The 24473-nt window shown below is 37.1% G+C and carries 26 protein-coding genes, 1 pseudogene and 1 other annotated feature; of the genes and pseudogenes, 15 read left to right on the top strand and 12 right to left on the bottom strand.

Annotated features, from left to right (window positions below):
* Positions 1-59: 59 nt before the first annotated feature.
* Positions 60-305: a binding site (T-box leader), on the bottom strand.
* Between the two features lie 375 nt (positions 306-680).
* Together MKY13_RS17045 and MKY13_RS17040 are read left to right on the top strand one after the other, a co-directional pair.
* A complete protein-coding gene (locus tag MKY13_RS17045; protein WP_339214104.1) occupies positions 681-2351 on the top strand; it encodes an FAD-binding dehydrogenase in 1671 nt (556 codons plus the stop codon).
* Between the two features lie 150 nt (positions 2352-2501).
* Complete coding sequence (locus MKY13_RS17040; RefSeq protein WP_191699478.1) at positions 2502-3284, top strand: enoyl-CoA hydratase; 783 nt, start codon at positions 2502-2504, stop codon at positions 3282-3284.
* A 142-nt stretch (positions 3285-3426) separates the two neighbouring features.
* Here the strand turns inward: MKY13_RS17040 and MKY13_RS17035 are convergent, their stop codons facing one another.
* A complete protein-coding gene (locus MKY13_RS17035) occupies positions 3427-3612 on the bottom strand; it encodes a YhzD family protein (RefSeq protein WP_191699479.1) in 186 nt (61 codons plus the stop codon).
* Between the two features lie 196 nt (positions 3613-3808).
* On the opposite strand from MKY13_RS17035, the gene yhaM reads away from it, so the two are divergent.
* Entirely contained in the window at positions 3809-4744 is a 936-nt protein-coding gene (yhaM, locus tag MKY13_RS17030; protein WP_191699480.1) for a 3'-5' exoribonuclease YhaM, read from the top strand.
* Positions 4745-4769: 25 nt separating this feature from the next.
* Here the strand turns inward: yhaM and MKY13_RS17025 are convergent, their stop codons facing one another.
* Positions 4770-6017 carry an MFS transporter gene (locus MKY13_RS17025; RefSeq protein ID WP_339214102.1) on the bottom strand — a complete coding sequence of 416 codons (1248 nt, stop codon included), beginning with the start codon at positions 6015-6017 and terminating at the stop codon, positions 4770-4772.
* A gap of 67 nt (positions 6018-6084) precedes the next feature.
* Positions 6085-7182: a 3-phosphoserine/phosphohydroxythreonine transaminase gene (gene serC, locus MKY13_RS17020; protein ID WP_339214100.1), complete on the bottom strand. Its 1098-nt coding sequence runs from the start codon at positions 7180-7182 to the stop codon at positions 6085-6087.
* Positions 7183-7456: 274 nt separating this feature from the next.
* Between serC and MKY13_RS17015 the strand changes: the two genes are divergently transcribed.
* Together MKY13_RS17015 and MKY13_RS17010 are read left to right on the top strand one after the other, a co-directional pair.
* Complete coding sequence (locus tag MKY13_RS17015; protein WP_191699483.1) at positions 7457-8236, top strand: formate/nitrite transporter family protein; 780 nt, start codon at positions 7457-7459, stop codon at positions 8234-8236.
* A gap of 76 nt (positions 8237-8312) precedes the next feature.
* Entirely contained in the window at positions 8313-8645 is a 333-nt protein-coding gene (locus MKY13_RS17010; RefSeq protein WP_191699484.1) for a zinc ribbon domain-containing protein YjdM, read from the top strand.
* Positions 8646-8695: 50 nt separating this feature from the next.
* Here the strand turns inward: MKY13_RS17010 and MKY13_RS17005 are convergent, their stop codons facing one another.
* Positions 8696-9544: a peptidylprolyl isomerase gene (locus tag MKY13_RS17005; RefSeq protein WP_191699485.1), complete on the bottom strand. Its 849-nt coding sequence runs from the start codon at positions 9542-9544 to the stop codon at positions 8696-8698.
* A gap of 151 nt (positions 9545-9695) precedes the next feature.
* Between MKY13_RS17005 and MKY13_RS17000 the strand changes: the two genes are divergently transcribed.
* On the top strand, positions 9696-9800 hold the full coding sequence (locus tag MKY13_RS17000; RefSeq protein WP_081483416.1) for a YjcZ family sporulation protein: 105 nt from the start codon (positions 9696-9698) through the stop codon (positions 9798-9800).
* Between the two features lie 64 nt (positions 9801-9864).
* Here MKY13_RS17000 and MKY13_RS16995 read toward each other — a convergent pair whose 3' ends face one another.
* The 5 genes and pseudogenes from MKY13_RS16995 to MKY13_RS16975 all read right to left on the bottom strand — a co-directional run.
* Positions 9865-10050 carry a hypothetical protein gene (locus MKY13_RS16995; RefSeq protein ID WP_191699486.1) on the bottom strand — a complete coding sequence of 62 codons (186 nt, stop codon included), beginning with the start codon at positions 10048-10050 and terminating at the stop codon, positions 9865-9867.
* A gap of 33 nt (positions 10051-10083) precedes the next feature.
* Positions 10084-10626: a metalloprotease family protein gene (locus MKY13_RS16990; RefSeq protein WP_191699487.1), complete on the bottom strand. Its 543-nt coding sequence runs from the start codon at positions 10624-10626 to the stop codon at positions 10084-10086.
* Between the two features lie 144 nt (positions 10627-10770).
* On the bottom strand, positions 10771-11331 hold the full coding sequence (locus tag MKY13_RS16985) for an HTH-type transcriptional regulator Hpr (protein ID WP_191699875.1): 561 nt from the start codon (positions 11329-11331) through the stop codon (positions 10771-10773).
* A 180-nt stretch (positions 11332-11511) separates the two neighbouring features.
* Positions 11512-11883, bottom strand: a complete 372-nt coding sequence (locus MKY13_RS16980) for a YtxH domain-containing protein (protein WP_191699488.1) — start codon at positions 11881-11883, stop codon at positions 11512-11514.
* 159 nt (positions 11884-12042) lie between these two features.
* Positions 12043-12468 (bottom strand): annotated as a pseudogene (locus tag MKY13_RS16975) (HIT family protein); the annotation flags it as partial.
* Positions 12469-12634: 166 nt separating this feature from the next.
* On the opposite strand from MKY13_RS16975, the gene MKY13_RS16970 reads away from it, so the two are divergent.
* Both MKY13_RS16970 and MKY13_RS16965 read left to right on the top strand, forming a co-directional pair.
* On the top strand, positions 12635-13384 hold the full coding sequence (locus tag MKY13_RS16970) for an ABC transporter ATP-binding protein (RefSeq protein WP_339214094.1): 750 nt from the start codon (positions 12635-12637) through the stop codon (positions 13382-13384).
* A complete protein-coding gene (locus tag MKY13_RS16965; protein WP_191699491.1) occupies positions 13368-14546 on the top strand; it encodes an ABC transporter permease in 1179 nt (392 codons plus the stop codon). The genes MKY13_RS16970 and MKY13_RS16965 overlap by 17 nt, the downstream gene beginning before the upstream one ends.
* 695 nt (positions 14547-15241) lie before the next feature.
* On the opposite strand, the gene MKY13_RS16960 is transcribed toward MKY13_RS16965, so the two are convergent.
* The 3 genes from MKY13_RS16960 to MKY13_RS16950 all read right to left on the bottom strand — a co-directional run bounded on the left by MKY13_RS16960 (position 15242) and on the right by MKY13_RS16950 (position 16888).
* Positions 15242-15769 carry a chromate transporter gene (locus MKY13_RS16960; protein WP_191699492.1) on the bottom strand — a complete coding sequence of 176 codons (528 nt, stop codon included), beginning with the start codon at positions 15767-15769 and terminating at the stop codon, positions 15242-15244.
* Positions 15766-16317 (bottom strand): chromate transporter, encoded by a 552-nt coding sequence (locus MKY13_RS16955; protein ID WP_191699493.1) that lies wholly within the window; start codon positions 16315-16317, stop codon positions 15766-15768. Before MKY13_RS16955 ends, MKY13_RS16960 begins: the two co-directional genes overlap by 4 nt.
* A 64-nt stretch (positions 16318-16381) precedes the next feature.
* Complete coding sequence (locus MKY13_RS16950) at positions 16382-16888, bottom strand: antibiotic biosynthesis monooxygenase (RefSeq protein ID WP_191699494.1); 507 nt, start codon at positions 16886-16888, stop codon at positions 16382-16384.
* A 250-nt stretch (positions 16889-17138) separates the two neighbouring features.
* On the opposite strand from MKY13_RS16950, the gene hemE reads away from it, so the two are divergent.
* The 7 genes from hemE to MKY13_RS16915 all read left to right on the top strand — a co-directional run bounded on the left by hemE (position 17139) and on the right by MKY13_RS16915 (position 24450).
* Entirely contained in the window at positions 17139-18188 is a 1050-nt protein-coding gene (gene hemE, locus MKY13_RS16945; RefSeq protein WP_191699495.1) for a uroporphyrinogen decarboxylase, read from the top strand.
* Between the two features lie 182 nt (positions 18189-18370).
* Positions 18371-19303 carry a ferrochelatase gene (gene hemH, locus MKY13_RS16940; RefSeq protein ID WP_191699496.1) on the top strand — a complete coding sequence of 311 codons (933 nt, stop codon included), beginning with the start codon at positions 18371-18373 and terminating at the stop codon, positions 19301-19303.
* Positions 19304-19314: 11 nt separating this feature from the next.
* On the top strand, positions 19315-20751 hold the full coding sequence (gene hemG, locus MKY13_RS16935) for a protoporphyrinogen oxidase (RefSeq protein ID WP_339214088.1): 1437 nt from the start codon (positions 19315-19317) through the stop codon (positions 20749-20751).
* 164 nt (positions 20752-20915) lie between these two features.
* A complete protein-coding gene (locus MKY13_RS16930) occupies positions 20916-21872 on the top strand; it encodes a YncE family protein (protein WP_339214086.1) in 957 nt (318 codons plus the stop codon).
* Positions 21873-21875: 3 nt separating this feature from the next.
* Entirely contained in the window at positions 21876-22568 is a 693-nt protein-coding gene (locus MKY13_RS16925) for a response regulator transcription factor (RefSeq protein ID WP_339214084.1), read from the top strand.
* Entirely contained in the window at positions 22565-23956 is a 1392-nt protein-coding gene (locus tag MKY13_RS16920; protein WP_191699500.1) for a HAMP domain-containing sensor histidine kinase, read from the top strand. The genes MKY13_RS16925 and MKY13_RS16920 overlap by 4 nt, the downstream gene beginning before the upstream one ends.
* Positions 23956-24450 (top strand): FixH family protein, encoded by a 495-nt coding sequence (locus MKY13_RS16915; protein WP_191699501.1) that lies wholly within the window; start codon positions 23956-23958, stop codon positions 24448-24450. Before MKY13_RS16920 ends, MKY13_RS16915 begins: the two co-directional genes overlap by 1 nt.
* Positions 24451-24473 lie beyond the last annotated feature (23 nt).

Raw genomic sequence — 24473 nt, 5'->3', positions numbered from 1 at the left:
TCTTTATTAATTTACTGAAATGATTCAACAAAAAAAGCCTTCCGTCCCTTACGTGTAACGTAAGGGGCGAAAGGCATTCATTAAACAAATCGCGGTACCACCCTTATTCGTTGCCATAATATTTTGAAAAATATATGTACAACCTTATCCATATGCGTAACGTGCATGGGACGGAATAACCTACTGATAAATTTCAGCTATTCTATTCAAGAGTGGAGCGAATTCGAAGCATACACTGATTTACACCAACCATCAGCTCTCTTTGGTAATACATTCGAAAAGCATGTCTCTATCGTTATATTTTGCTGTGTTTAAGTTGATAACATCATAAACCCGATTGTTCACCTTTGTCAACGGAGTTTTTAGAATAATTTGAGTAATTTTCTTTTTGTTTAATAAATAAGTGCTTTAAAGCGAACTATTTTAATTGATTATTAATTGAATGTTCGGATTTATTATTTCCTATGTAAGCGCTAACGATGTTGATATAATAAGATTTAATTAAATTTACAGAAAATTTATGACTTTTCAAAATAATCATTAAAATTTATTTTTTATTTTGTGACATAATTTTGTCACGTTTTAAATTAAGCCTTTTTTTATTGGAAAATAAATAGAAGGTGAAATGTAAAATAACTCGAAATGGTAATACATATGTACATATAAAGGGGGAGTAAAATATGCATTATGATGTAATCGTTATTGGAGCAGGGTTGGCTGGATTGACGGCAGCTTGTCAACTAATCGACGCGAAGAAAAAGGTGCTGCTAGTCGACCAGGAGCCAGCAAATTCAATTGGGGGGCAAGCATTTTGGTCATTTGGAGGCTTATTTTTAGTTGATTCCCCTGAGCAAAGAAGGTTAGGGATTAAAGACAATAAAGAGCTTGCATGGCAGGACTGGCGTGGTTCGGCAGGCTTTGACCGTTTAGAGGATGAGGATCATTGGGCGTATGAATGGGCAAAAGCATATATCGATTTTGCTGCAGGAGAGAAATACAACTGGCTAAAATCCCAAGGCATTAATTTTTTCCCGGTCGTTGGTTGGGCAGAGCGAGGCGGCTCTTTGGCAGGGGGGCATGGCAATTCTGTTCCGCGCTTTCACATCGTATGGGGGACAGGTCCTGCATTGGTAGAACCGTTTGCAAATAAAGTATTAAATGCCTCTGAAAAAGGGGATATTACCTATTTGCCGCGGCATCAAGTAACAGAGTTGATCACTGAAGATGGGACCATTACAGGTATTCGGGGAAATGTTTTGGAAAATAGTATTATTCGACGTGGTGAAGAAAGTTCGAGAGTAGTAGTAGGTTCATTTGAATATTTGGCAGATGCAGTAGTAGTAGCTAGTGGCGGAATTGGGGCAAATATCGAGTTGGTTAAGAAAAATTGGCCATCCAGACTCGGGACACCGCCAAACAGCATGGTGGCAGGAGTTCCAGCCTATGTAGATGGTAAAATGTTGGAGATTACTGAACGAGCTGGCGGTCGCATCGTCAATCGAGACCGCATGTGGCATTATACGGAAGGGCTGAAAAACTGGGATCCTATTTGGAATAATCACGGTATTCGCATATTGCCTGGACCTTCATCAATGTGGTTTGATGCATTAGGAAACCGTTTTACTGCTCCGAATTTTCCGGGTTTTGATACATTAAGTACACTTGAAGCGATACAGAAGACTGGATATGATTATTCATGGTTTATTTTGACTGAAAAAGTAATTGAAAAAGAATTCGCTTTGTCGGGTTCAGAGCAAAATCTAGATTTAACAAAAAAGAGTATTAAAGATGTGTTGAAACGTGTTTTACCAGGACCGCCAAAAGCAATTCAGGATTTTAAGGATCATGGAGAAGATTTTGTAATTGCCGATAGTTTAAAAGATTTAGTGGAAGGTATGAATAAACTTGTAGGGAGTGATTTACTTGATTTCCTGCATATTAAAGAGCAGATATTGGCACGAGATCGGGAAATTGAAAATCCCTTTACAAAAGATGCACAAATTACAGCATTACATGGTGCGAGAAATTATATAGGGGATAAATTAATTCGTGCTGCAAAACCTCATAAAATCTTGGATCCATCAGCAGGGCCATTAATTGCAGTACGCTTAAATATTTTGACACGAAAAACATTAGGAGGATTACAAACAAACTTAAACGGGCAAGTACTTAATGAGGAAGGAAATCCTATACCAGGACTTTTCGCTGCTGGTGAAGTGAGTGGATTTGGTGGTGGAGGCGTCCATGGCTATCGCTCATTAGAAGGTACATTTTTAGGGGGATGCTTGTTTACAGGCTTGCAAGTAGGAAAATATTTAGCTGTTGCCCATAAGTATTCGAGTATGACCTAAAAGTAATAAGGTCAGGTGCTGAAACATACAGTGTGACAGAGCTTGAGCTAATCACACGAACTATTATTTATATTGGTTTTGAAAAATTAAAGGGATATCATTTAGTTATGTCGAAATGAATGATTATTCATTTATAAGGGGTGTATGGAAATGAACTTTGAAACAATTAAATTGGAAATAGCAGAACGAAAAGCAACTTTAACATTAAATCGTCCGAATGCGATGAATGCAATGGATTTTACAATGATGCGGGAATTGGCCGACTGCTTCGAAGCATTACATAATGAAAAGGACGTCCAAATTCTGATAATTAAAGGAGAAGGGAAAGTCTTTTCAGCAGGAGGCGATGTGAAGAGGATGGTTGCCTCGAATGATTTTTCTGATTTTGGTACGATAATGGATGATATTGCACGTTTAGTCAGAGCCTATTACACGCTTCCGATGATTACAATTGCACAAATTCATGGTGCTTCTGCTGGACTAGGCTTTAGTTTGGCATTAGGAAGTGACATTATTGTTGCAGAACAATCAAGTAAACTAGCGATGAACTTTATCGGTATTGGTTTAATACCGGATGGTGCAGGCCACTTCTTTATGAAGGAACGTCTTGGTACAGTAAAAGCTAAGCAAATGATTTGGGAAGGGAAAGTAATGAATGGAGATGAGGCATTAGCGTTAGGTCTGATTGATTATAGTTGTCCAGATGGGACGGCATTAGAAACAGTTGATCAGCTCGTCGGGAAAGTACTGGCATCTCCAATTCTAGCAATGATTGAAACGAAGTGTATTTTGCATGCTTCTAACCTCGGCCAATTGGATGAAATTCTGAAGGGTGAATCAGAGGGACAAGTGAAGATGCGACAAACAACAGATCATTTAGAAGGCATTAAAGCATTTGTAGAAAAACGTATGCCACAGTTTATAGGTAAATAATTAGCAATGAAAAATCCACCATTTTGCTGAACGGCAAAATGGTGGATTTTTCGTTTTAAGACCAATAATTTGTAAAAAGAATAATCAGATAAAATTAAAATGCCCTACATGATAGGGCACCTCCGATTTATGTACGGTTAGTTTACACGTGGAATAAAATTAATTTGCCAGATGAGTTTACTAATCGATGCGTTTTTTCAGCAATACCTTTTTCTTCGATTTGCTTCTGGCCATCGATTTTTGCAGCGTCATCGTTTGCAAAAGTCCATACTTCATCGAATAAAGTTTCCCCTGTTTTCTCAAATGCAGTAAAACGATAATTCTCCATTTAAACCACCCTTTATAAGCAAGATAATATAATTATACTAGAAATTTTCGGATAATTCACGAAATAAAGCTTGTTTTGTAGAAAAAAGACGAAAGTAATGTCATTTAGATGAACAGGAATATAGTCTTTTAATCGATAAGTATTGCATATACATGTTACAATAAATTGTAATAGAGTTATAAAGGGGAGATTGCTTGTGAATGGAATTACAAAACTCCAACCGGGTGACCAAGTAGATCAATATTTACTTATTAAAGAAGCAAAAAAAGGTGTAACGACAGTTGGTAAACCATTCATGTCACTCATTTTACAAGACCGAAGTGGAGATATTGAAGCAAAGCTTTGGGATACAAATGAAGAACATGAAAATTTATATCGGGCTCAGGTAATTGTTAAAGTCGGTGGAGAAATTCATGATTATCGTGGAAAGAACCAGTTACGTGTAAAACAAATTCGCCCGACACGTGAAGAAGAGGGTGTTCAGATCAGCGACTTATTGCCGACATCCGCCATTCCGAAAGAACAGTTATTTGAAGAATTAAATCAATATTTCTTCCAAATTCAAAACCCAAATATTTCACGTCTCACGCGCTATATCGTGAAAAAATTTCAAGATCAAATAATCATATTCCCGGCAGCGACAAAAAACCATCACGACTATGCATCGGGTTTAATTGACCATGTCGTTTCCATGTTGAAATTAAGCGAAGCAATCTGTGATTTATATCCAACATTGAATCGGGACTTGTTATATGCAGGTGTGATTTTACATGATGTCGGTAAAGTGATTGAATTAAGTGGTCCTGTCGGTACAATGTATACGGTGGAAGGGAACTTGCTTGGCCATATCTCGATTATGGTCAATGAAATCGGTCAAGCTGCACATGAGCTAAAAATAGAAGGTGAAGAAGTGATGTTACTGCAGCACTTAGTGTTGAGCCATCACGGAAAAGAAGAATGGGGTAGCCCTAAAAAGCCTATGATTCAAGAAGCAGAAATATTGCATTACATTGATAATATTGATGCGAAAATGAATATGCTTACACGTGCCTTGGATAAAACAAAACCAGGTGAATTTACAGAGCGCTTATTCCCATTGGACAATCGTTCATTTTATAAACCAACGTTATAAGAAAAAGCATGAGCCAAACCTTGGCTCATGCTTCTTTTAATTGCGGTTGTTTTTTTATAAGAATAACAAATAGACTTGCGAGGAAACAAAATCCTCCTGCTAGCAAAAAGGCCATTTTATATGAGCCAAATGCGTCGTAGAATACCCCACCGTAGTAAGCAGCTACAGCAGCCCCCACTTGGTGAAATGCCACCATCCAGCCGTACATCATGGCGCTTTTTTCTATACCGAAACGTTGGCGTGTTAAACCAATTGTCGGTGGGACAGTTGCAATCCAATCAAGGCCATAAAAAATGGCGAAAATCATTAGCCATGCATAGGAACCTGTGTCAAGTGCAAAGGGAAGTGCAAGTAATGAAAGTCCTCTTAAAGAATAATACCAAAATAAAAGCCAGCGATTATCAAAACGATCCGATAACCAGCCTGATAATGTAGTACCGATTAAATCAAATATCCCCATAAAGGAAAGCATTGCAGCTGCTGTAACGACAGGGATACCAAAGCTAATACAGTAAGATATAAAATGAGTTCCAATCAAACCACTCGTCGATAAACCACAAATAAAAAAACTGCCTGCCAATAGCCAAAATTCCTTTGCCTTCAATCCTTCAATAAGTGAAGCTACAGCCATTACAAAAGGATTCCCTGTTGAGCGCACAGGCTCTACTAGATCATCATTTCCATAAGGAGCAATCTGTCTTTCAATCGGATAGTTATACATAAAAATGGAGATAACAACGATCATCAATATACTTAATACAAAGATTAAAGCAATGGCTGCTTGCCACGAATAACGGTCTACTAAAGCCGCAAGTACTGGCAATAAAATTAATTGACCTGTAGCAGTTGCAGCGGTTAAAATCCCTACTGCTAGCCCTCTACGTTTAACGAACCACCGATTTGCAACTTGTGTACTTAATACTGTTAAGAATAAACTAGAGCCGATGCCCATCATAATGCCCCATATAAGTATAAGCTGCCATTCTTTTTGCATGATGAAGGTACTGGCTAATGCGAGGGAAAGCAACGTCATTGATCCAAGCATCATACGTTTTAAGCCGTACTTTTCAACGAATGCAGCCATAAAAGGTCCTGAGAATCCATATAAAAATAAAGATACAGCAAATGCTAATGAGATAGAGGGGCGGCTCCAGCCAAATTCCTGCTCAAAAGGATTAATGAATACCCCAGCTGAGGAGCGGATAATACCAGCTACAATAATTGATATAAATGTTACGGCAAGTATAATCCAGCTATAATGCCATTTTTTCATCATCCTATCCCCTTTATATACAAAAATGCCCCCAGGATATAAGGGAGCATTTTCAATTTAGTAAATTTTATTGGTTGTCTTGCTGGAATTTCACCATGAATTCTGAAAGGGCCATGCAAGTTTCTACTGGTACAGCATTGTATGCAGAAGCGCGGCAACCTCCTACAGAACGGTGACCATTTAAACCAACGAATCCAGCTTCTTTTGCTTCAGCTAAAAATTTCTTTTCCAGCTCTTCGTCAGCAACGCGGAAAGTAATATTCATCAGTGAACGAGATTCTTTTGTTGCATGTCCAAAGTAGAAGCCGTTTGAGTTGTCGATTGCGTCATAAATATACTTTGCTTTTTGCTCGTTACGTTGCTCGATAGCTTCTATGCCACCTTGATCTTCCATCCATTTTAAAACTTCACCTAACATGTAGATTCCGAAAGTAGGTGGTGTGTTGTATAAAGAATTATTTTTAGAATGAGTTGAGTATTTTAACATTGTAGGAATATTAGAGTTAGCACTTTCTAATAAGTCTTTACGAATAATCACTACTGTTACTCCAGATGGACCAAGGTTTTTTTGTGCCCCTGCATAAATCATTGCAAAGTTCGAAACATCTACTTTTTTAGATAAAATATCAGAAGACATATCTGCAATTAATGGAATATCACCTGTGTTAGGGAATGCCTTCCACTGAGTACCGAAAATCGTATTGTTTGATGTTAGGTGAACATATGCAGATTCTTTATCAATTTGGATGTCTGAAAGAGCAGGGATATTTTTATAGTTATTTTCTTTTGAACTTGCCGCTAAAACTGGTGTACCGAATAATGACGCTTCTTTAAAAGCCTTTTCTGACCAAGCACCAGTTTGAATATAGCTTGCTTTTTGATCTTCTTTTAAGAAGTTCATAGGAATCATGGAAAACTGTAGGCTTGCTCCACCTTGTAAAAATAATACTTCATAGTTTTCCGGTATTTCATATAGCTTACGCAGACGTGCAATTGCTTCATTATGTACTTCTTCAAATGCTGCACTTCGGTGACTTAATTCCATTACTGACATGCCAGTACCTTTAAAATCAACCAGTTCTGCTTGTGCTTTTTGTAAAACTTCAAGTGGTAATGCAGATGGACCTGCATTAAAGTTATATGCGCGTTTTGTTGTTATCGTCAATGGAAACACTCCTTATGTTAGTTAATTCATATAAGTAGATAATATACTCTTTTTATATTAATGTGTGAAAATTCTTTAAATTATTTTTCCAAAAGGCATAAATGAGAATAACTAACTACATATATAAGGATTTTTGTACAATGTGAAATACTAATGTTCGGGTTTAGAAGAATTGGCTCTAATAAATAGTAGTAAAAGTTTCATTGTTTTGAATACAGTAATTTTAATAAGTTGGTATAATTTATGGTGAATTTATTAGGAAAGAGGCGTTCCAATGTATGAAACATTTCAGGTCATCGCAGCAGTAGCAGAAAAGAAAATAAAAATCTTAAATAAAAGTGTATTAAATTATTTGATGCTTGCCTTTTTTGGGGGCTTATTTATAGGTTTTGGTATGCTGACTTTTATCGTGATAGGGGGCTTATTATCTCCTTCTGAAATGCCTATGCTAAGGATTATACAAGCAGCTGTTTTTGGGATCGCCCTCTGTATGGTAACAATAGGTGGGGTTGATTTATTTACAGGTAATAATTTGATCTTAACAATTGGAGCACTTGAGAGAAAAAATACTTGGTTCGATTTGATAAAAAATTGGACTGTTAGTTATAGCGGGAATTTTATCGGTGCATACTTTTGTGCATGGTTACTTTTTATGACGGGATATGTTGTCGGTGATTTAGCAGTATATGTAGAAAAAGTGACTATTATAAAAATGACTGCATCGACGACAGAGTTGCTGTTCCGTGGCATTCTTTGCAATGTCCTTGTTTGTTTAGGTGTGTGGTGTTCCTATCGAGTTAAAAGTGAGGTTGCCAAAGTGTTGCTTATTTTTTGCTGTGTTTTCCCGTTCATACTAGGTGGGTTCGAACATTCAATTGCGAATATGATGCTCTTTTCGTTAGCTTTGATGATGCCGCATAGCGAGATGATTACATTACAAGGTGCATTACATAATATCATTCCTGTCACGATCGGCAATATAATTGGAGGCGCTGTTATTTTAGGGTTTGGTTTTTGGTTATGTAAAGGGAGTCAAAACATAATGGAGGAATAGTAGAGCATTGATAACCTTGTTTAAAGGTTTGATTTATGCCAGTATAGAGAAGATGAATGACTGGAGGTTATATGAAATGGAACAATTACCAAAGTGCCCTGAATGTGGTTCGGAGTATACGTATGAAGATGGACAAAATTACGTGTGTCCTGAATGTGCGCATGAGTGGTCCCAATCGGTGGAAGTAGAAGAAGGGTTAGTTGTCCGTGATGCTAATGGAAACCTTTTAACAGATGGCGATACCGTTACAGTAATTAAAGATTTAAAAGTAAAAGGGAGCTCATCCACATTAAAAATAGGGACTCGTGTTAAAAATATTCGTCTTGTGGAAGGCGATCATAATATTGACTGTAAAATCGATGGTTTTGGTGCAATGAAACTAAAATCCGAATTTGTAAAGAAAAACTAAAAAAAGCGAGACCCATGTCAGATGGGTCTCGCTTTTTTGATGTGATGTAATTATTCAGCAGTAAAGCTAGAAAATGCGTCTTTTAAATCTTCATCTTTTACATCAATTTTAGCGCCTTTAATTAATTCAGCCATTGTCGTGTTCCAATCACCTTTTGTAGCAACGATTGACTCACGGATTTCTTCTTTTTTCTCTTCAAGTGTACCGTAATCTTTTACAGCACGTTTTTCTTGTACTTGAATGATGTGGAAACCGTGTTGAGTTTGTACTGGTTTACTAATTTCATCAACTTTTAATGCATAAGCAGCATCATTGAATTCAGGCACCATTGTACCAACAGTAAACCAACCTAAATCTCCACCTTGTTGACCAGAACCTGGATCAGTTGAGAATTCTTTAGCTAATTCCGCAAAATCTTCACCAGCATTTAGCTTTTCGATAATTTCATTTGCAGTTGCTTCATCTTCAACTAAAATATGGCGAGCATTTAATTCTTGAGAAGCTTGGTCATAGTATTTTTGGATTTCTTCGTCTGTTACTTCAACGTCTTCTGTAGCTTTTTGTTGTAACAAAGTGAAGCGGATATTTGTTTTTAGCATTTCTTCCGTTAAATTGCTCTGTGCTAATGCAGCTTCATAGCCTTCGCCATACTGCTCTTTTACAGTAGCTAATTCTTCTTCAATTTCTTCATCTGTTACTTTATATTTATCGTTTAAAATTCTTTCAACTACTACTTGTTGTAATAATTGGTCTCCTGCAATGTCTTTCATTGAATTATAAAATTCCTCTTGAGTAATGTCGCCTACATTTGTGGATACGACAACTTCATCTCCAGGATTACTACACGCAGCTAAACCGATTGAAGCTGCAACTGTTAATGCGAAAAGAGTTTTTTTCATGTTAATACGCCCCTAACTTAACTTTTATGCAATTGTAACTATAACATAAACGAAATAAAAACAAAAATGGTTCCCAAGGAAAAGAGCGCCTAAGTTTTGTGAACATTAGTGCATACGATAATTAGGAAAGCAAGGGAAGGAGGTGGCAAGTATGGGCGGTGGAGGTTATAACGGCGGCGGCTATGGCTCTGGATTTGCGCTTTTAGTTGTTTTATTTATCTTGTTAATTATCGTAGGCGCAGCATTCATCTACTAAAAAAAAAGGTGGTAAAAATCGTATTTTACGATTTTTACCACTTTTCAATTGAATGTGGAACGACTTAGACAGCCAGTAGCACTTCAACATACAAACTGACGAGTAAAATTGTAATTAAAACATTTATCGTACGGAAAATTTTTGGTTGTTTTTCTTCTGGAATTTCACGGCGACTGCATAATGCCGCAGTCATTCGATTTATTTGGAATAAGTATATTACTGAAAATAAGATGACAACAAGTAGTAACAAATTTATTCCTCCCCTCTAAAGCATCAATAAAAACTATAAATCAAGTGGTACTAAAATTTCATAACCTCTAGGCGTCTCTTCAATTATAGCATTGTTTGGTGCATACATTAAATTTTTCACATATAAAAAATCCATAAGACAAATACTACAATGTAAAGCAAGCAGTCCGCTAAAGTAATGTGCGTATTGGGGAACTGAAAGGCCCCCGAATATTAAGCTTGCATTAATTATAATAAAAGGCGTGACCAGTGCAAAAATATAGGATCTTTTAGGGATACCATTTTCTAAGCGCATCTGAATAACCGGAATAAAATAGTATTGAATTTTTAAACGAAGTATAAGTGACTTTTTATATTGAAATAAAGCAAGATAATGCAAAAACTTGTGTAAAGGATAAAGAAGCGGAATTACTAAAAAAACTAACCATAAATAATGATCAATGTGCTGACCATTAAAATTAAAACTAAATGCAATATAAGAAAAGCAAAAAACCAGTACAAAAATGGTAATTCCCAATAAAAATAAGCGTGTTGTACCGTATTCACGTTCAATATTAATCGTTTTCCAACAATGCATGTTACCCCCCCCTAAAACAAATGGATAACGATTTACTTTATTTTCCCAATAAATATTAAGATTTAAACATTAAACTAACTATAATGAAAGAAAAAAGAAATGTCACCAATTTAAATTGACGGCATTTCTTTCTAATTGATTTATTTAAGTAGTCGGTATACTCGGTTTTCCTGAATCGTCCAACGTCTCTTTGAAATTGTAGAAAGAGCGTTCGAAAATTTCAATGAAGTCATCGCCGTAGATATTGCGAATAACGGCCATTACATCTAAAAACTCAGGGAATCTCCCGTATAGTTCCTTTAATGGCAACGCACCTAATAAAATAGAATGCTCTGTATCGTGATAGTGGTCATACATACGTAAAATCAGTTCAGAGCCCTTTTCAGTCAACTCGACATATGTATTACGTTTATCTTCATCACGTTTTGAGAAAGTGAGTAATCCACGCTCTTCCAATTTTTTTGAAAAGTTGAAAGCAGTAGATACATGCATGACGCCGAATTTAGCTACATCCGAAATTGAAGCGCCTTTCAAATGATATGAAATCCATAAAATGTGATGTTCATTAATGTTTAAATCGAAAGGTTTAATCCATGTTTGCCAATCTTTTTCAATAGCTTTCCAAAGAGCTTTTGATAGCTGTGCGACTCTTTGGCTGAACAGCATAGCCTCTCTTTGTGAGTATAAATCTTCTGTCAAAGCAATCACCTTCTTCTTTCATTATCATTTTAAAAATATTATAGCAATAAAAGAAAAGACTTTAAAGTTAGAAAAATGGAATAATTGAACATTGCTTGAAATATACTAAAAAAAGATACTTTTAGGATTTAATTTGCTATTTTTGTAAAAAATAACAGGACTAAATAACTATGAGTGAATAGCCGTTCATTGTGTATTATTTTTGTTTGAAGGGATATTTTTCTCGATTTCACTTATAGAATTCTGTAAATTTTCAATTTCTTGTTTTAATAATGCTGTTTCTGGTTCGATTTCTGTTTTAAAAGTTGTGAAATTATCTTTTAATTCATTTATTATACTAGGCATATTATTCTGGGCTTCTGCCTTTAGTGTTGTAATGGATTGTTTTACATTATTCAGTTCGCCTTGTACTTCTTGAAGCTTAGATTTAACATTTTTTGTATTGGCAATAAGGTTCTTTCTTAATTCGGTACCTGATTGTGGTGCGGAAAATAAAATAACTGCAGCACCGCTGACAATTCCTGTTGTAACACCTAATAGAAATGATTTAACTTTCATAATGATTCCCTCACTTTTTTTAATATGTCTTTATCCAAATCTTTTTCCAAATCCATCTACCAATAAACATTTAAAACAGGAATTAGGATGGAGAGGAAAAATAGTTCATACAAAAACCAGCATTTTGTATGGAGAAGATGCTGGTATCGTTAGATGAAACTATAACTGTGCTTTAATCTGCTCTGAAAGGTTTGTTAGCACATCCGCTTGGAAATCCTGTTGACGACTGTTCCATTCAACTACTAAGCCATCTGTCTCGTCATAGCGCGGTACGAGATGAAGATGATAATGGAATACGGTCTGGCCTGCAGCAGCACCATTATTGTTGATTGTGTTCATACCTACTGGGTTAAATGCCGCTTTAATCGCATTTGCCACTTTTGGAGCGGCTGCATATAAATTGCGTGCAACGTCCTCAGGCATTTCAAATAAATCTTTGCAATGCGTTTTAGGAATTAGTAATGTATGACCCTTTGTTAATGGCGCAATATCCATAAAGGCAAATACATGATCGTCTTCATAAACTTTCAAACTTGGTATGTCCCCAGCGATAATTTTACAAAATAAGCAATCGTTCATCGGATTTTTTCTCTCCTTTTTCTATTATTTTTCTTTATTTTATCATAGATTATTTTGAAAACTACTTTATGTAAAGGATTTGTATGAAACGTATAAAGAATTGGCTGATTCATTCAGTGTTCAACTTCATGAGCATTTGATAAACTGAATTTAGAAAAGAGGAGTGACGACTGTGACAATTTTACAATTAGAAAATGTAACAGGTGGTTATACGAAAAAACCTGTAATTAAAGACTTATCATTTGAAATTAAAAAAGGTGAGCTTGTTGGATTAATCGGATTAAACGGTGCCGGGAAAAGTACGACAATTAAACATATAATCGGTACACTCTTACCTCGTTCTGGGGAAATCCGCTTAAACGGCGTGACACTAAAGGAGAATTTGGATAAATATCGTTCCAGTTTTTCTTATATTCCGGAAACGCCTGTCCTTTACGAGGAACTAACATTGAAAGAACATTTACAATTAACAGCAATGGCCTATAGAATAGATGAAAAGACATTAAATGAGCGTTCTGAAAGCCTATTGAAGGAATTCCGAATGGAAAAGCGTTTAAATTGGTTTCCATCGCATTTCTCAAAAGGGATGCGCCAAAAGGTAATGATTATGTGTGCATTTTTAGTTAATCCGAGTCTTTATATTATCGATGAGCCCTTTGTCGGTTTGGACCCACTAGGGATTCAATCATTACTAGATCAAATGGATGAAAAGAAGCGTGCAGGGGCATCGATTTTAATGTCGACACATATTTTGTCTACTGCCGAAAAGCATTGTGACCGCATCATCCTCCTTCATGAAGGAAGAGTACGGGCACAGGGGACGATGGATGATTTACGAAAAGCTTTCAACATGCCGACTGCAACATTGGATGACTTGTACATTGCGATGACAAAGGAGCAGGACAATGAACAACATGCATAATGTATGGGCTAAGCGCTTTGAGCATTACATAGGCGAAGTAATGAAATATATGCGCTTCGTCTTTACGGGGCATATAGCCATTGTCCTCGTTTTTATTGCTGGCGCAGGGGGCTATCAATATAGTGAATGGCTAAAAGTAGTATCAACAGATTTCCCGGCTGAGTGGATTATTGCCGTAATGATTGGGGCACTGATTGCATTGAGCCGACCAGTAACATTAATAAAAGAGCCGGACCAAGTATATTTATTGCCACTAGAAAGTCAAATGCCCGGCTACTTTAAAAAAGCGATGAACTGGACATTTTGGTCACAAGTTTTGATTCCGGTTGTATTATGTATTATAGCGATTCCATTATTAAAGGCTGTAACTGAACTTTCTGCTGCTGAAATTTGGATGAATGTATTATTTATAGCTATCTTGAAATGGTTTAATGTGCGCGGTGAATTCTATTATAGATATGTGAACCGTGGTCACTCAATTGGTTTGGACCGGGTTGTCCGGATGGTCGTATCGATTTTAGCCATTCAGATGATGCTAACAAACGGTTTAATTGGTATCGTATTTTTGATTATGCTCGTATTTTATAACATCACGCTTCAGAAAAGAATGCAGAATAATCCAGTACCATATGAACATTTTATTAAACTAGAACAAAATCGCATGATGCGTTTCTATCGTTTTGCGAATTACTTCACAGATGTCCCGCATTTAAAGGGATCGGTAAAGCGCCGTGCTTGGTTGGATTTTGCGTATAAGGCGATTAGTTTTAAAAAGGAAAATACACAGGCTTTCTTAATTTACCGTACATTTATTCGGACAGATGACCATTTCTACCTATGGGTACGTCTAACGGTCATTTCAGCAATTATTGCTATGTTTATAACAATTCCGTTTGTAACATGGATTGTAGTCGGAGCATTGGCATTTGCAACGACTTTACAACTTAAATATGCATTAATGTCGGCAGGGGATTTCCGAATGGACATGCTTTATCCGATTCCACGAGATACGAGAAAGCAGGCAGTCGCAAAGTTACTCCGTCAATTAAGTATTGTACAAGCAATAATTGTGACAGTATGTGCGATAATGCAGCCTCAATTTTACATTATTCCGTTTGTAATTATTGGCGTAAGTGAATTAACGATGAGAATGTCTAAATAATTCAGTAACAAAACAAAGAGCATCTCTTCTTTTGGTGAGAAGAGATGCTCTTAGACTGTATACAAACTTTTAAAAAGTATTTGTTAAAAATTAAATTAATATTAAACCGTTGATTTCCATTCCGGGACCGATGCTTTCCCCGGGCACGGCTCCAGCTAACTAAATTGTGCCTACAACGGCAGGCACAATTTAGTGGATCTTCCGCGCGGTGCTCCTGCGATTACTCGTCGCAAAATAAATTTCGCTATTCCCGGTGGAGTCACGGTCCCTCCATTCCAATCAACTTATTCATCGCTTTAAATAAAGTGAGCTACGATATCTACGATGACAAATAATCAATTCAAATTAATGAACATGAACAATTTGTTCCTGCTAAGCATCTAGTTAAATTTATAATAAAAAGACAAAACCCTAAAGACCATTTGTCGACAATCTGGAGGCTGGGACATAAGTAGAAATTTCTTTGTAAAAGGGAAATACTCTTATTAAGAATTGATATTATAATGAATTGATTGGAGTGAAGGGGCGACTCCTGGGGGAACAGCACGACGCCTGAGACTACAGGCTCAGGCCGTGCCCCCGGAAAGCGTCCCCGTAACGGAAATCAATTCTGGCAGAAGTAGAAAAACATCTATTTTTTTGGGAAAAATAGATGTTTTTCGTTTTGTTCCAGGCTCTTTGATTACACTATAATCCTATAAAAACAATCCCCCAATTAATAGACCAGCTAAAATGACAAAGGCAGGGTGAATTTTAAATTTCTCCAAAGCAAAATAACTTGCAGCAAGTAATAGAATTGTAGGAATAAGGTTATTTAATTCATAAGAAGTTTTTGCAAAATCAAATGTCAGAGAAAGCATTAATATTGCAATAGCCGGTAATACATAGCTCGACAAACGCTTTACACGTAAAGAATGACGATGCTTATATAATAAGTTTAATAATAACAGCATAAGTGCAAGGGAGGGCGCTACTGTTGCAAAGAGTGCAACCATACTTCCTAAAATGCCGGCCACTTCAAAACCGATATAACCTGCCATTTTGGTTGCAATCGGTCCCGGTAAAGAGTTGGCAAGGGCGAATACTTCGCTGAATTCTGTTTTCGTCATCCAGCCATATTTTTGTACAACTTCATGCTCGATTAATGGAATTGCAGCAGGACCGCCACCGTAAGCGAGAATATTTGGAAAGAAAAATGCTAAAAATAATTGAAAATAGGTCATGAAATATCGCCTCCTTTAACGGGAAGAGCAAGTGCGATTATTAATAATGTAGCAATAACAAATCCGGGATGAATATTTAATACAATAATAGCAATGAAACTTACAATAAAAATAATCGAAGCCAATTTAATACCAAGGGATGCTTTTGACTTTTTTATAAAATCCCATGTTAAAACACCCATCATCACGGCAACAATGGGAATAACCCCATTTGTCATACCGTTTACGAAATCAGATTCGCTAAATTGCTTTAGTGAACCGAGTAATAATACCAAAAGGATGACAGTTGGAAGAACCGTTGCTACTAATGCGTTTATGAGTCCCAACCATCCACCTACCCGAAAACCAATATAACCAGCCATCTTTGTAGCAATCGGACCAGGTAAGGTATTTCCAATTGATATGACATCAGAAAATTCTTCATCTGTCATCCACTCATAAGTTTTAACAACTTCTTTATGTACTAGTGGGATTGTCGTGGGGCCACCACCAAAGCCAAGTAATCCCGATCTGAAAAACGCAATAAAAATATGTAACTGCTTAGCCAATGTGTTTCCTCCTTTAAATAAGAAAGGAGTTACCTTCATAGGAGAGATAACTCCAAAAAAAGCATTATTCTTTTGATGGGGCACTGTATGTCGTAATATATGCTGCTGCGTTAAACATTGACTGCAAAGCCTGAGTAGTTCCCTCGAATACCGGGGAAAATGAAGTTTTATACTCATTGCTGTTTTTCCATACTTCATAGGAAGCAGGTCCACCCCATTGGATAATAAATAAATACGTCTCTGCTTTGATCGGACGGAGTAGGCGATATGCAATGACACCGTCGTTTGTATTTAATGAAGAAATGACGTCGAGAGCTTTTTTCTCGAAAACAGGACGTTCATCTGACATAATGGGCATATTGTAAAAAGTAAAATAGCCCTTCTGCTCAAATTGTCCCTTTTGGGCAATGACTTCGAAATTACGGGGTACAGCAAAGATAGACTTTTTATCGGTTTCATGTAATACGACAGAGTTGCCATTTCCGTGTAATAAGATAAGAGGGTGCTTAGCATTTTTTTCGACTAACTTTTCCATATAGTCGGGTGTACCTGAAGTTACATAAAAATTCATGGATATGACCTCCTTTTCTTTATTTAGGGGTTTGATTACGTAAACGTAATTGGTTCTATTATTTCCATTTATAAAGATGTTCAAGCTATTTGTCAAAAAGTTCTATAGCAGAAAGGACAATTTTATGACATTTAAAGAAGAAATCTATACAATTATTCTTGAAAAGCTTATAGTCGATAATGGATATTAATGACGTTTTTTTAAAAGTACAGAATAAAAATGAATTTATTTTAAGGGGTAGAAATCAAACATGATGAAATTTAATGATACATTATTACGTGCTGCTCGCGGTGAACAAGTAGAACATACGCCAGTTTGGTTTATGCGCCAGGCAGGTCGTTCCCAGCCAGAATATCGTGAAATCAAACAAAAATATTCATTAGAAGAGATTACAATGCAACCGGAACTATGTGCATATGTTACACGTTTACCCGTTGAACAATACAACGTAGATGCTGCCATTCTTTATAAAGATATTGTAACCCCTTTACCAGGTATGGGAGTAGATGTAAAAATTAAGGCAGGTATTGGACCGGTCATTTCTAACCCGATTCGTTCTGTAGCCGATGTAGAAAACTTGCGCGAGTTTAATGCAAAAGAGCATACACCATATGTTTTAGAAACGATTAAAATGTTAACGAAAGAGCAGTTAAATGTTCCGTTAATCGGCTTTGGCGGTGCTCCGTTTACACTGGCAAGTTATATGATTGAAGGTGGTCCAAGCCGTAATTATGCAAAAACAAAATCCTTTATGGTTTCACAGCCAAAAGCTTGGATTGCGCTAATGGATAAATTAGCTGACATGATTATCGCGGATATTACAGCACAGGTAGAAGCCGGTGCAAAGGCTATTCAAATTTTCGATTCATGGGTGGGCGCATTAAATGTGGAAGACTACCGAATTTTTATTAAGCCAACAATGACTCGTATTTTTGCTGAATTACGTGCTTTAAATGTACCTTTAATTCAGTTTGGTGTTGGGGCAACACATTTAGTAAACGAATGGCATGACCTGCCAATCGATGTCGTAGGGTTAGACTGGCGTTTACCAATCCGTGAAGCAGAAGCACGTGGTGTAACAAAGGCCGTTCAAGGGAACTTAGATCCTACATTATTATTGGCAGACTGGAACGTAATCGAAGCACGTGCAAAAGATATTGTTGATCAAGGATTAGCACATACAGGTGGTCATATTTTCAACTTAGGTCATGGTGTCTTCCCGGAAGTAGATCCAGCCGTATTAAAACGACTAACAGCATTTGTACACGACTACAGCCGTGAACAAATTGCAAAACGATAATAATTAAATAATTAATTCTAATTTGATTCGTTGCTATTTGAGAAGGAGAAGGTGAATGTCCTACTGATGTTTTCACCGTTTGCACAGTGAAAACATTAACTCCTTTCTAGTCAGCAATAAAATGAAGTCGAAAATTATCCAAAAATAAAAACGTGTTTAAAAACATTCAGAGGTGATCTTACATGAAAGAAGTACGTGGATTATTAGTAATGGCGTATGGTACGCCATATAAAGAAGAAGATATTGAACGTTATTATACACATATTCGTCATGGCCGTAAGCCGAGCCAAGAACATATTGACGATTTAACAGAGCGTTACCGTGCAATTGGCGGGATTTCACCTCTTGCAAAAATGACGGAGGCTCAAGCACACGCATTATGTGCACGTTTGAATGAGGTTCAGGATAAAATAGAATATAAAGTATTTATCGGTTTAAAGCATATTGAGCCATTTGTAGAGGATGCCGTAGAAGCGATGGTAAAGGAAGGGATTACTGAAGCGGTTTCCATCGTTTTAGCGCCACACTTCTCTACTTTCTCCATTAAATCTTACAACGGACGTGCTAAAGAAGCTGCCGAAAAGTTAGGCGGTACATTAAATATTACTTCTGTTGAAGCATGGTATGACGAACCGAAATTCATTGAGTTTTGGAAACAAGCAGTAAATGGTGAATTGGCGAAGATGACTGAAGAGGAACGTGCAAATGCTTGTCTAATTGTTTCTAACCACTCATTACCGGAAAAAATTAAATTAGCTGGTGATCCATACGAAGAGCAATTAGTTGAAACTGCCCGTTTAATTGAGGAAGCTTCTGATATTGTGAATGTTGAAGTAGGCTGGCAATCAGCTGGACAAACGCCGGAGCCATGGTTAGGGCCGGATGTGCAGGATTTAACAAAGGAATTATTTGAGCAAAAGGGTTATAAAGCATTCATCTATACGCCAGTAGGCTTTGTTACAGAGCATTTGGAAGTTCTTTATGATAATGATATTGAATGTAAAGTTGTATGCGATGAAATTGGCGCAAGCTATTATCGACCAACAATGCCAAATACGCACCCTTTATTTATAGACGCAATGGTAGATGCGATAAATAAGAAAATAGCGAATTAATATAGAGAGTGATGATGAAGGTGACTTTAAAAAAGAGGAAGGTTGTTATCGTTGGCGGTGGAATCACTGGTTTAACGACGGCATACTATTTACAACAAAAAACGAAGGCGCACAATTTACCAATAGATATTGTGTTAATCGAAGCGTCCCTGCGTTTAGGTGGTAAAATCCATACAGAGCGTAAAGATGGATATATCATTGAACGTGGACCTGAATCGTTTTTTGATACAGGTAGCAGTGTCCGTAAGTTGGCACGTGATTTAAATATCGAACATGAAATAGTTCAAAATAATAACGGTCGAACATTCATCGCTGTTGGTAGCAAGCTACATCAAATTCCGAGTAATATTTTACTCGGAGGGTCACCTAAAATATTCACGTTTATGACATCGAATGTCCTTTCTTTAATGGGAAAATTTCGAGCTGCAGGGGATTTATTTTTACCTAAATTACCTCATGAAGCCGACGAGGCGATCAGTGAGTTTTTCAGTAGACGCTTCGGGAAAGAGCTCGTAGAAAATTTGGTGGAACCGGTATTGGCGGGAACATTTGCCGGCGATGTCGATCATGTTAGTATGCAATCGATGTTCCCGCAATTTTATCAGCTTGAAAATGATTATCGTAGTTTATTGGTTGGCATGAAAAAGACAGGTAAAGGAATTTACGCGCTTGTAGATACACCGGGTGAAATTCATTATGAGTCATTTGTAAATGGATTGGAGTCGTTAATTGAGACATTGGAAAACTCGTTGACCGATGTGACCATTCTTAAAGGACTAAAAGTAAATTGCATTGAAAATAATATCGATTATTCACAATCGATTACATTAAATGATGGTACTACTATAGATGCCGATAAAGTTGTGATGACAACACCATTTAATGTGACTAAAAAAATCTTCCCGGATTCTGATATTATGCAGCAAGTGCCGGAGATGAACTATGCAACCATTGCAACTGTAACGATGGCATTTAAACCTGGAACAACTAAAAAGTATGAAGGTGCGCTTAACTTCTTCGTTTCGCGTAACAGTCATTTTGCGATAACAAGCTGTACGTGGAGTCATCAGAAATGGGATAATATTACACCGGATGGTCATGAGCTAATACGTGTGTATATTGGTCGTGTCGGTGATGAGTCTATCGTAGAGCTATCAGATAATGAAATTGAGAAAATTGTATTGCAGGATTTGAACCGGGCAGTTGGACTCGATGCACAACCGCTGTTTACGACAGTTGCTCGCTGGAAAGAAGCTATGCCCCAATATACTATCGGTCATCAGCTACGCATGACTTCAATGAAGGAGCAGTTTTACAAAGAATTTCCGAATGTCTATTTGGCAGGAAGTTCGTATGAGGGTATTAGTATCCCGGATTGTATCCTACAAGGGAGAGAAACCGCGGAGCTACTACTTGCGCAATTGTTAGAACAAAAGTTGGCAATTTAATCACTCAATATGTAAATTGAACAAAAACGCTGTATTAAAAGTATAATTGCTTTTAATGCAGCTTTTTTGGTGTGAATTTCCTTTATTCGTTCACAAAATTATCCTATTGGCTTCATGCAAATTTCACATATTTTTAGTACGCTTATTAATGAGGTGCAATGAAAATGAAAAAATTTATAATACATTTTTTTAGTTGCATAGTTCTTTTACTTTTAGCTAGTTGTGATAGCGAAAGAATGGAAGAAATTAATCCACATCAGCCTTTTGTTGCATCCCTTAATATTTTGCAGCCTTCCTTAACGTTTTACGAACAGTCAGGTGAATTACTCGCGACATGGGTTTTCGAGAAAGGATATACAGGAGCAGTATTAATTGGATTTGACCACGTAGTGTTATATGGCTATCAATTGCAGCATGCAGATATTCTACAGCTTTCATCTGGGGAAAAGGTAAAGTCCATTGATGTAGGATTAGGCATTACAAACGGTTATTATGATGAAGATACGAGCCAACTATTTTTAACAAATGGCAAAACAAATGAACTAATAAGCTATACCGAAAAAGGGGAGCTTAAGAAAAAAGTTAGGCTACGCAATTATCCAATGTCAATGGCTGCGTCGAAAGATTATTTATATGTGATAAATTATAAAGATACCGTGTTATCTGTTGTACATAAAGAAAACTTAGAGGTAATCGATGAATGGCCTGTTCCAACTTCTTCCCAAGGATTGTATGTATCTTATGAACAACAGGAATTATGGGTTGGAGGACATGGAATAGGCAATAAACCAAACAAATTCGTCCGGGTTTATAATTTAAGTACAGGTCAGTTAAATAGAGAGTTCACACTGCCTCTAATGCCGATTGCCTTTTCGAAGGCTGATGAAGATATCATCGTTTCGAGTCATGGTTCCAATACAATTTACCGCGTTGCAGCTGATGGTGATATATTATGGCAACAGGAGATTGGGGCAAATCCATTTGCAGTTGCCCAATTTCAGGATAAGTTGGTTGTTGCGGGATATGATGATCATACGCTTTACTTTATAGATGAAGGCGAAATTCAAAAGCAGGTTAAAACAAGAGAAGGACCTTTTCAATTGCTCGTAAGGGGGGGATAGTCATTGACAACTATTTTAATAGTAGATGATGAAGAAAATATGCGCCAATTAATCGATGTTATTTTAACGAAATCTGGATTTGAAACGATACAGGCATCAAATGGCGCTGAAGCATATTTTATATTGTCCCAGCAGCAGGTGGATTTAGTTTTGCTTGATGTGATGATGCCAGGGGAAGATGGATTTGCTGTTTGTGAAGCAATGCAGGCTATGGCGAAAGTTCCTATTATTTTTTTGACAGCCCGTGATGCGAATGAAGATAAGGTAAAGGGTCTAATGATTGGGGGCGATGATTATATCGTCAAACCTTTTACTGCCGATGAACTAGTCGCACGAATATTTGCGGTGTTAAGAAGGGTCGGAACAGTAAGTGAACAGCCTTCCATTCAATACTTGCACAGGGGTATTTTAAAAATGGATGAAATTTCTCGTAAAGTATACATTGAGCAGGAACCTGTATTGTTAACTTTAAAGGAATTTGAGCTTTTGCATTTATTTATGCTAAAACCGGGGATTGTCTATACGCGCGAGCAACTTTTAGAACGGATTTGGGATATTGATTATGCAGGTGGAGCTCGTACAGTAGATACTCATATTAAAACATTGCGGCTAAAACTGAGCAAAAAATCGAAAGAAGCTAGTGAATACATCCAAACCGTATGGGGTGTAGGCTATCGCTTTGAGCATACGACATGAAAAAAATATCTTCAAAGCTATGGCTATTAATGGTGTTATTTTTAAGTGCCACTATCATTTTTATGTACATATTTACGAACTTTTTATATGAACAGCTTTACGTAGAAGATACGAAAAGTACTATGATTGAAACAGGCGAGAAGCTTCAGACGAAGTATAGTGGAGGTAAAGTATCAGACGAACTAATTTCTGATATTGAACAATTTGCTGCCTACTCTAATCTTGAAATATTTGCTGTTCGAAATCCGAGGGAATTAAGTGCTTGTGTACCATTTGATATTGACTATGATGCATTAATTGGCCCGGATGAGCGGAAGCAATTACTTTCAGGGAATGCTGTAACAAAAATCGGTTATGAGGAACGATTCGATCGGCAAATTATATCCGTCATTCTCCCTTTTACTGATCAAAATCGGCTGGAAGGTATTCTTTACATCTATTTTCCGTTAGCTAAAATTTCGGAATTGGCAAAAGAAGAAGTGATTTTACTCATTACAGGGGCCATTATGTTTTTGCTTGTAGCTGGCTTTTTCGTGTATCAAGGAATGCGGAAAATCCTACTGCCGTTGGAAACATTGCAGCATGCCGTAAAACAAATGACAGCCGGGGATTACAATGTACGGGTCAATGTTTCCGTAAATGATGAAATTGGGCATTTATCTTCCGCTTTCAACCAAATGGCGGATGCAATTCAGCAAGATGACGAAGTACAAAAATCCTTTTTAGCAACAGTTTCCCATGAGCTGCGTACACCGATCAGCTATGTGAAAGGATATAGTGAAGCCATTCAAAAAGGAATAATCGATGAAGCTAAGCGGGATGAAGCGATCCGGTTAATTGAAAAAGAAGCAACAAGAATGGAGCGCCTAACGAATGAGCTTATGCAGCTGGCACGTAAAGAAGACAGCCAGGCAGAATCATATTTTGATATGCTTGTCTTTGCAGAAACTATCCGTGATGCCATTCGTTTAGTACAACAAAAAGCAAATAAAAAAAATATTCAAATCGTTCAACAATTAAATGAAGAGATAATTGTAATTGGTGATGAAGAAAAACTAAAGCAAGTTTTTATTAACATCATGGAAAACGCGATACACTATTCAACTGATCATTCTAGCATTCGTGTAGAATCTTCTATAGTAGGTTCATATGCAGTTTTAACAATTACCGATTATGGGATAGGTATTCCACCCGAAGACCTGCCTCATGTAACAGAGCGATTTTACCGTGTGAACAAAGCGCGGAGCCGATCAGACGGCGGAAGTGGTCTCGGATTATCGATAGTGGAGCAAATTGTTAAACAGCATAAAGGAAAATTGGAAATTAAAAGTATAGTAGATGAAGGAACAGTTGTAAGTGTCATGTTCCCATTAATGGAGGAAGAATGATGAAAAAATGGTTATATAGCTTATTTGCAGTACCTTTCGTATTATTCGGTTGTGGAGATGACGAAGTGGAAACACTAGAAACTGCTGAAGTACCTGCATTTGTCGAGGTACAAATTCAAACTGAAGAGCAATTAAATGTAGGGGAAGTTCAGCTTGCTGCACGTGTCACGCAGGATGAAGAAGTCGTGAATGATGCACAGGAAGTAAAGTTTGAAGTGTGGGAGTCCGGATTTCGAGATGAGGGTGACATGTTGGACGGGCAACTAACGGAGGATGGTATATATGTTGCGGAATATACATTCGATCATGATGGCGTATATTATATGTTTGCCCATACAACGGCTCGCGGAATGCATGTCATGCCAAAGAAAAAGCTCATTGTAGGGAAACCCGATATGAGTAAAGTTGTCGAAGATACTAGTTCGGATTCAATGGAACATGGGTCAAGCGATGAAAAAGAACAAGTAGAAAAAGAAGAAGAGCATGGCCATTAATTGTTGCAAATTGAAATGAACGG

Source organism: Solibacillus sp. FSL W8-0372 (assembly GCF_037969735.1).
Taxonomy (GTDB): Bacteria; Bacillota; Bacilli; order Bacillales_A; family Planococcaceae; genus Solibacillus; species Solibacillus faecavium.
This window is presented reverse-complemented; position numbering and strand designations above follow the sequence as displayed.

What these genes read in the sequence shown, in the direction of transcription:
- MKY13_RS17045 (WP_339214104.1), top strand. Translation starts at nt 681, where the DNA reads ATGCATTATGATGTAATCGTTATTGGAGCAGGGTTGGCTGGATTGACG.
- MKY13_RS17040 (WP_191699478.1), top strand. Translation starts at nt 2,502, where the DNA reads ATGAACTTTGAAACAATTAAATTGGAAATAGCAGAACGAAAAGCAACT.
- MKY13_RS17035 (WP_191699479.1), bottom strand. Translation starts at nt 3,612, where the DNA reads ATGGAGAATTATCGTTTTACTGCATTTGAGAAAACAGGGGAAACTTTA.
- MKY13_RS17025 (WP_339214102.1), bottom strand. Translation starts at nt 6,017, where the DNA reads ATGAAAAAATGGCATTATAGCTGGATTATACTTGCCGTAACATTTATA.
- MKY13_RS17015 (WP_191699483.1), top strand. Translation starts at nt 7,457, where the DNA reads ATGTATGAAACATTTCAGGTCATCGCAGCAGTAGCAGAAAAGAAAATA.
- MKY13_RS17010 (WP_191699484.1), top strand. Translation starts at nt 8,313, where the DNA reads ATGGAACAATTACCAAAGTGCCCTGAATGTGGTTCGGAGTATACGTAT.
- MKY13_RS17005 (WP_191699485.1), bottom strand. Translation starts at nt 9,544, where the DNA reads ATGAAAAAAACTCTTTTCGCATTAACAGTTGCAGCTTCAATCGGTTTA.
- MKY13_RS17000 (WP_081483416.1), top strand. Translation starts at nt 9,696, where the DNA reads ATGGGCGGTGGAGGTTATAACGGCGGCGGCTATGGCTCTGGATTTGCG.
- MKY13_RS16990 (WP_191699487.1), bottom strand. Translation starts at nt 10,626, where the DNA reads ATGCATTGTTGGAAAACGATTAATATTGAACGTGAATACGGTACAACA.
- MKY13_RS16980 (WP_191699488.1), bottom strand. Translation starts at nt 11,883, where the DNA reads ATGAAAGTTAAATCATTTCTATTAGGTGTTACAACAGGAATTGTCAGC.
- MKY13_RS16965 (WP_191699491.1), top strand. Translation starts at nt 13,368, where the DNA reads ATGAACAACATGCATAATGTATGGGCTAAGCGCTTTGAGCATTACATA.
- MKY13_RS16960 (WP_191699492.1), bottom strand. Translation starts at nt 15,769, where the DNA reads ATGACCTATTTTCAATTATTTTTAGCATTTTTCTTTCCAAATATTCTC.
- MKY13_RS16950 (WP_191699494.1), bottom strand. Translation starts at nt 16,888, where the DNA reads ATGAATTTTTATGTAACTTCAGGTACACCCGACTATATGGAAAAGTTA.
- hemE (WP_191699495.1), top strand. Translation starts at nt 17,139, where the DNA reads ATGATGAAATTTAATGATACATTATTACGTGCTGCTCGCGGTGAACAA.
- hemH (WP_191699496.1), top strand. Translation starts at nt 18,371, where the DNA reads ATGAAAGAAGTACGTGGATTATTAGTAATGGCGTATGGTACGCCATAT.
- hemG (WP_339214088.1), top strand. Translation starts at nt 19,315, where the DNA reads ATGATGAAGGTGACTTTAAAAAAGAGGAAGGTTGTTATCGTTGGCGGT.
- MKY13_RS16930 (WP_339214086.1), top strand. Translation starts at nt 20,916, where the DNA reads ATGAAAAAATTTATAATACATTTTTTTAGTTGCATAGTTCTTTTACTT.
- MKY13_RS16920 (WP_191699500.1), top strand. Translation starts at nt 22,565, where the DNA reads ATGAAAAAAATATCTTCAAAGCTATGGCTATTAATGGTGTTATTTTTA.
- MKY13_RS16915 (WP_191699501.1), top strand. Translation starts at nt 23,956, where the DNA reads ATGAAAAAATGGTTATATAGCTTATTTGCAGTACCTTTCGTATTATTC.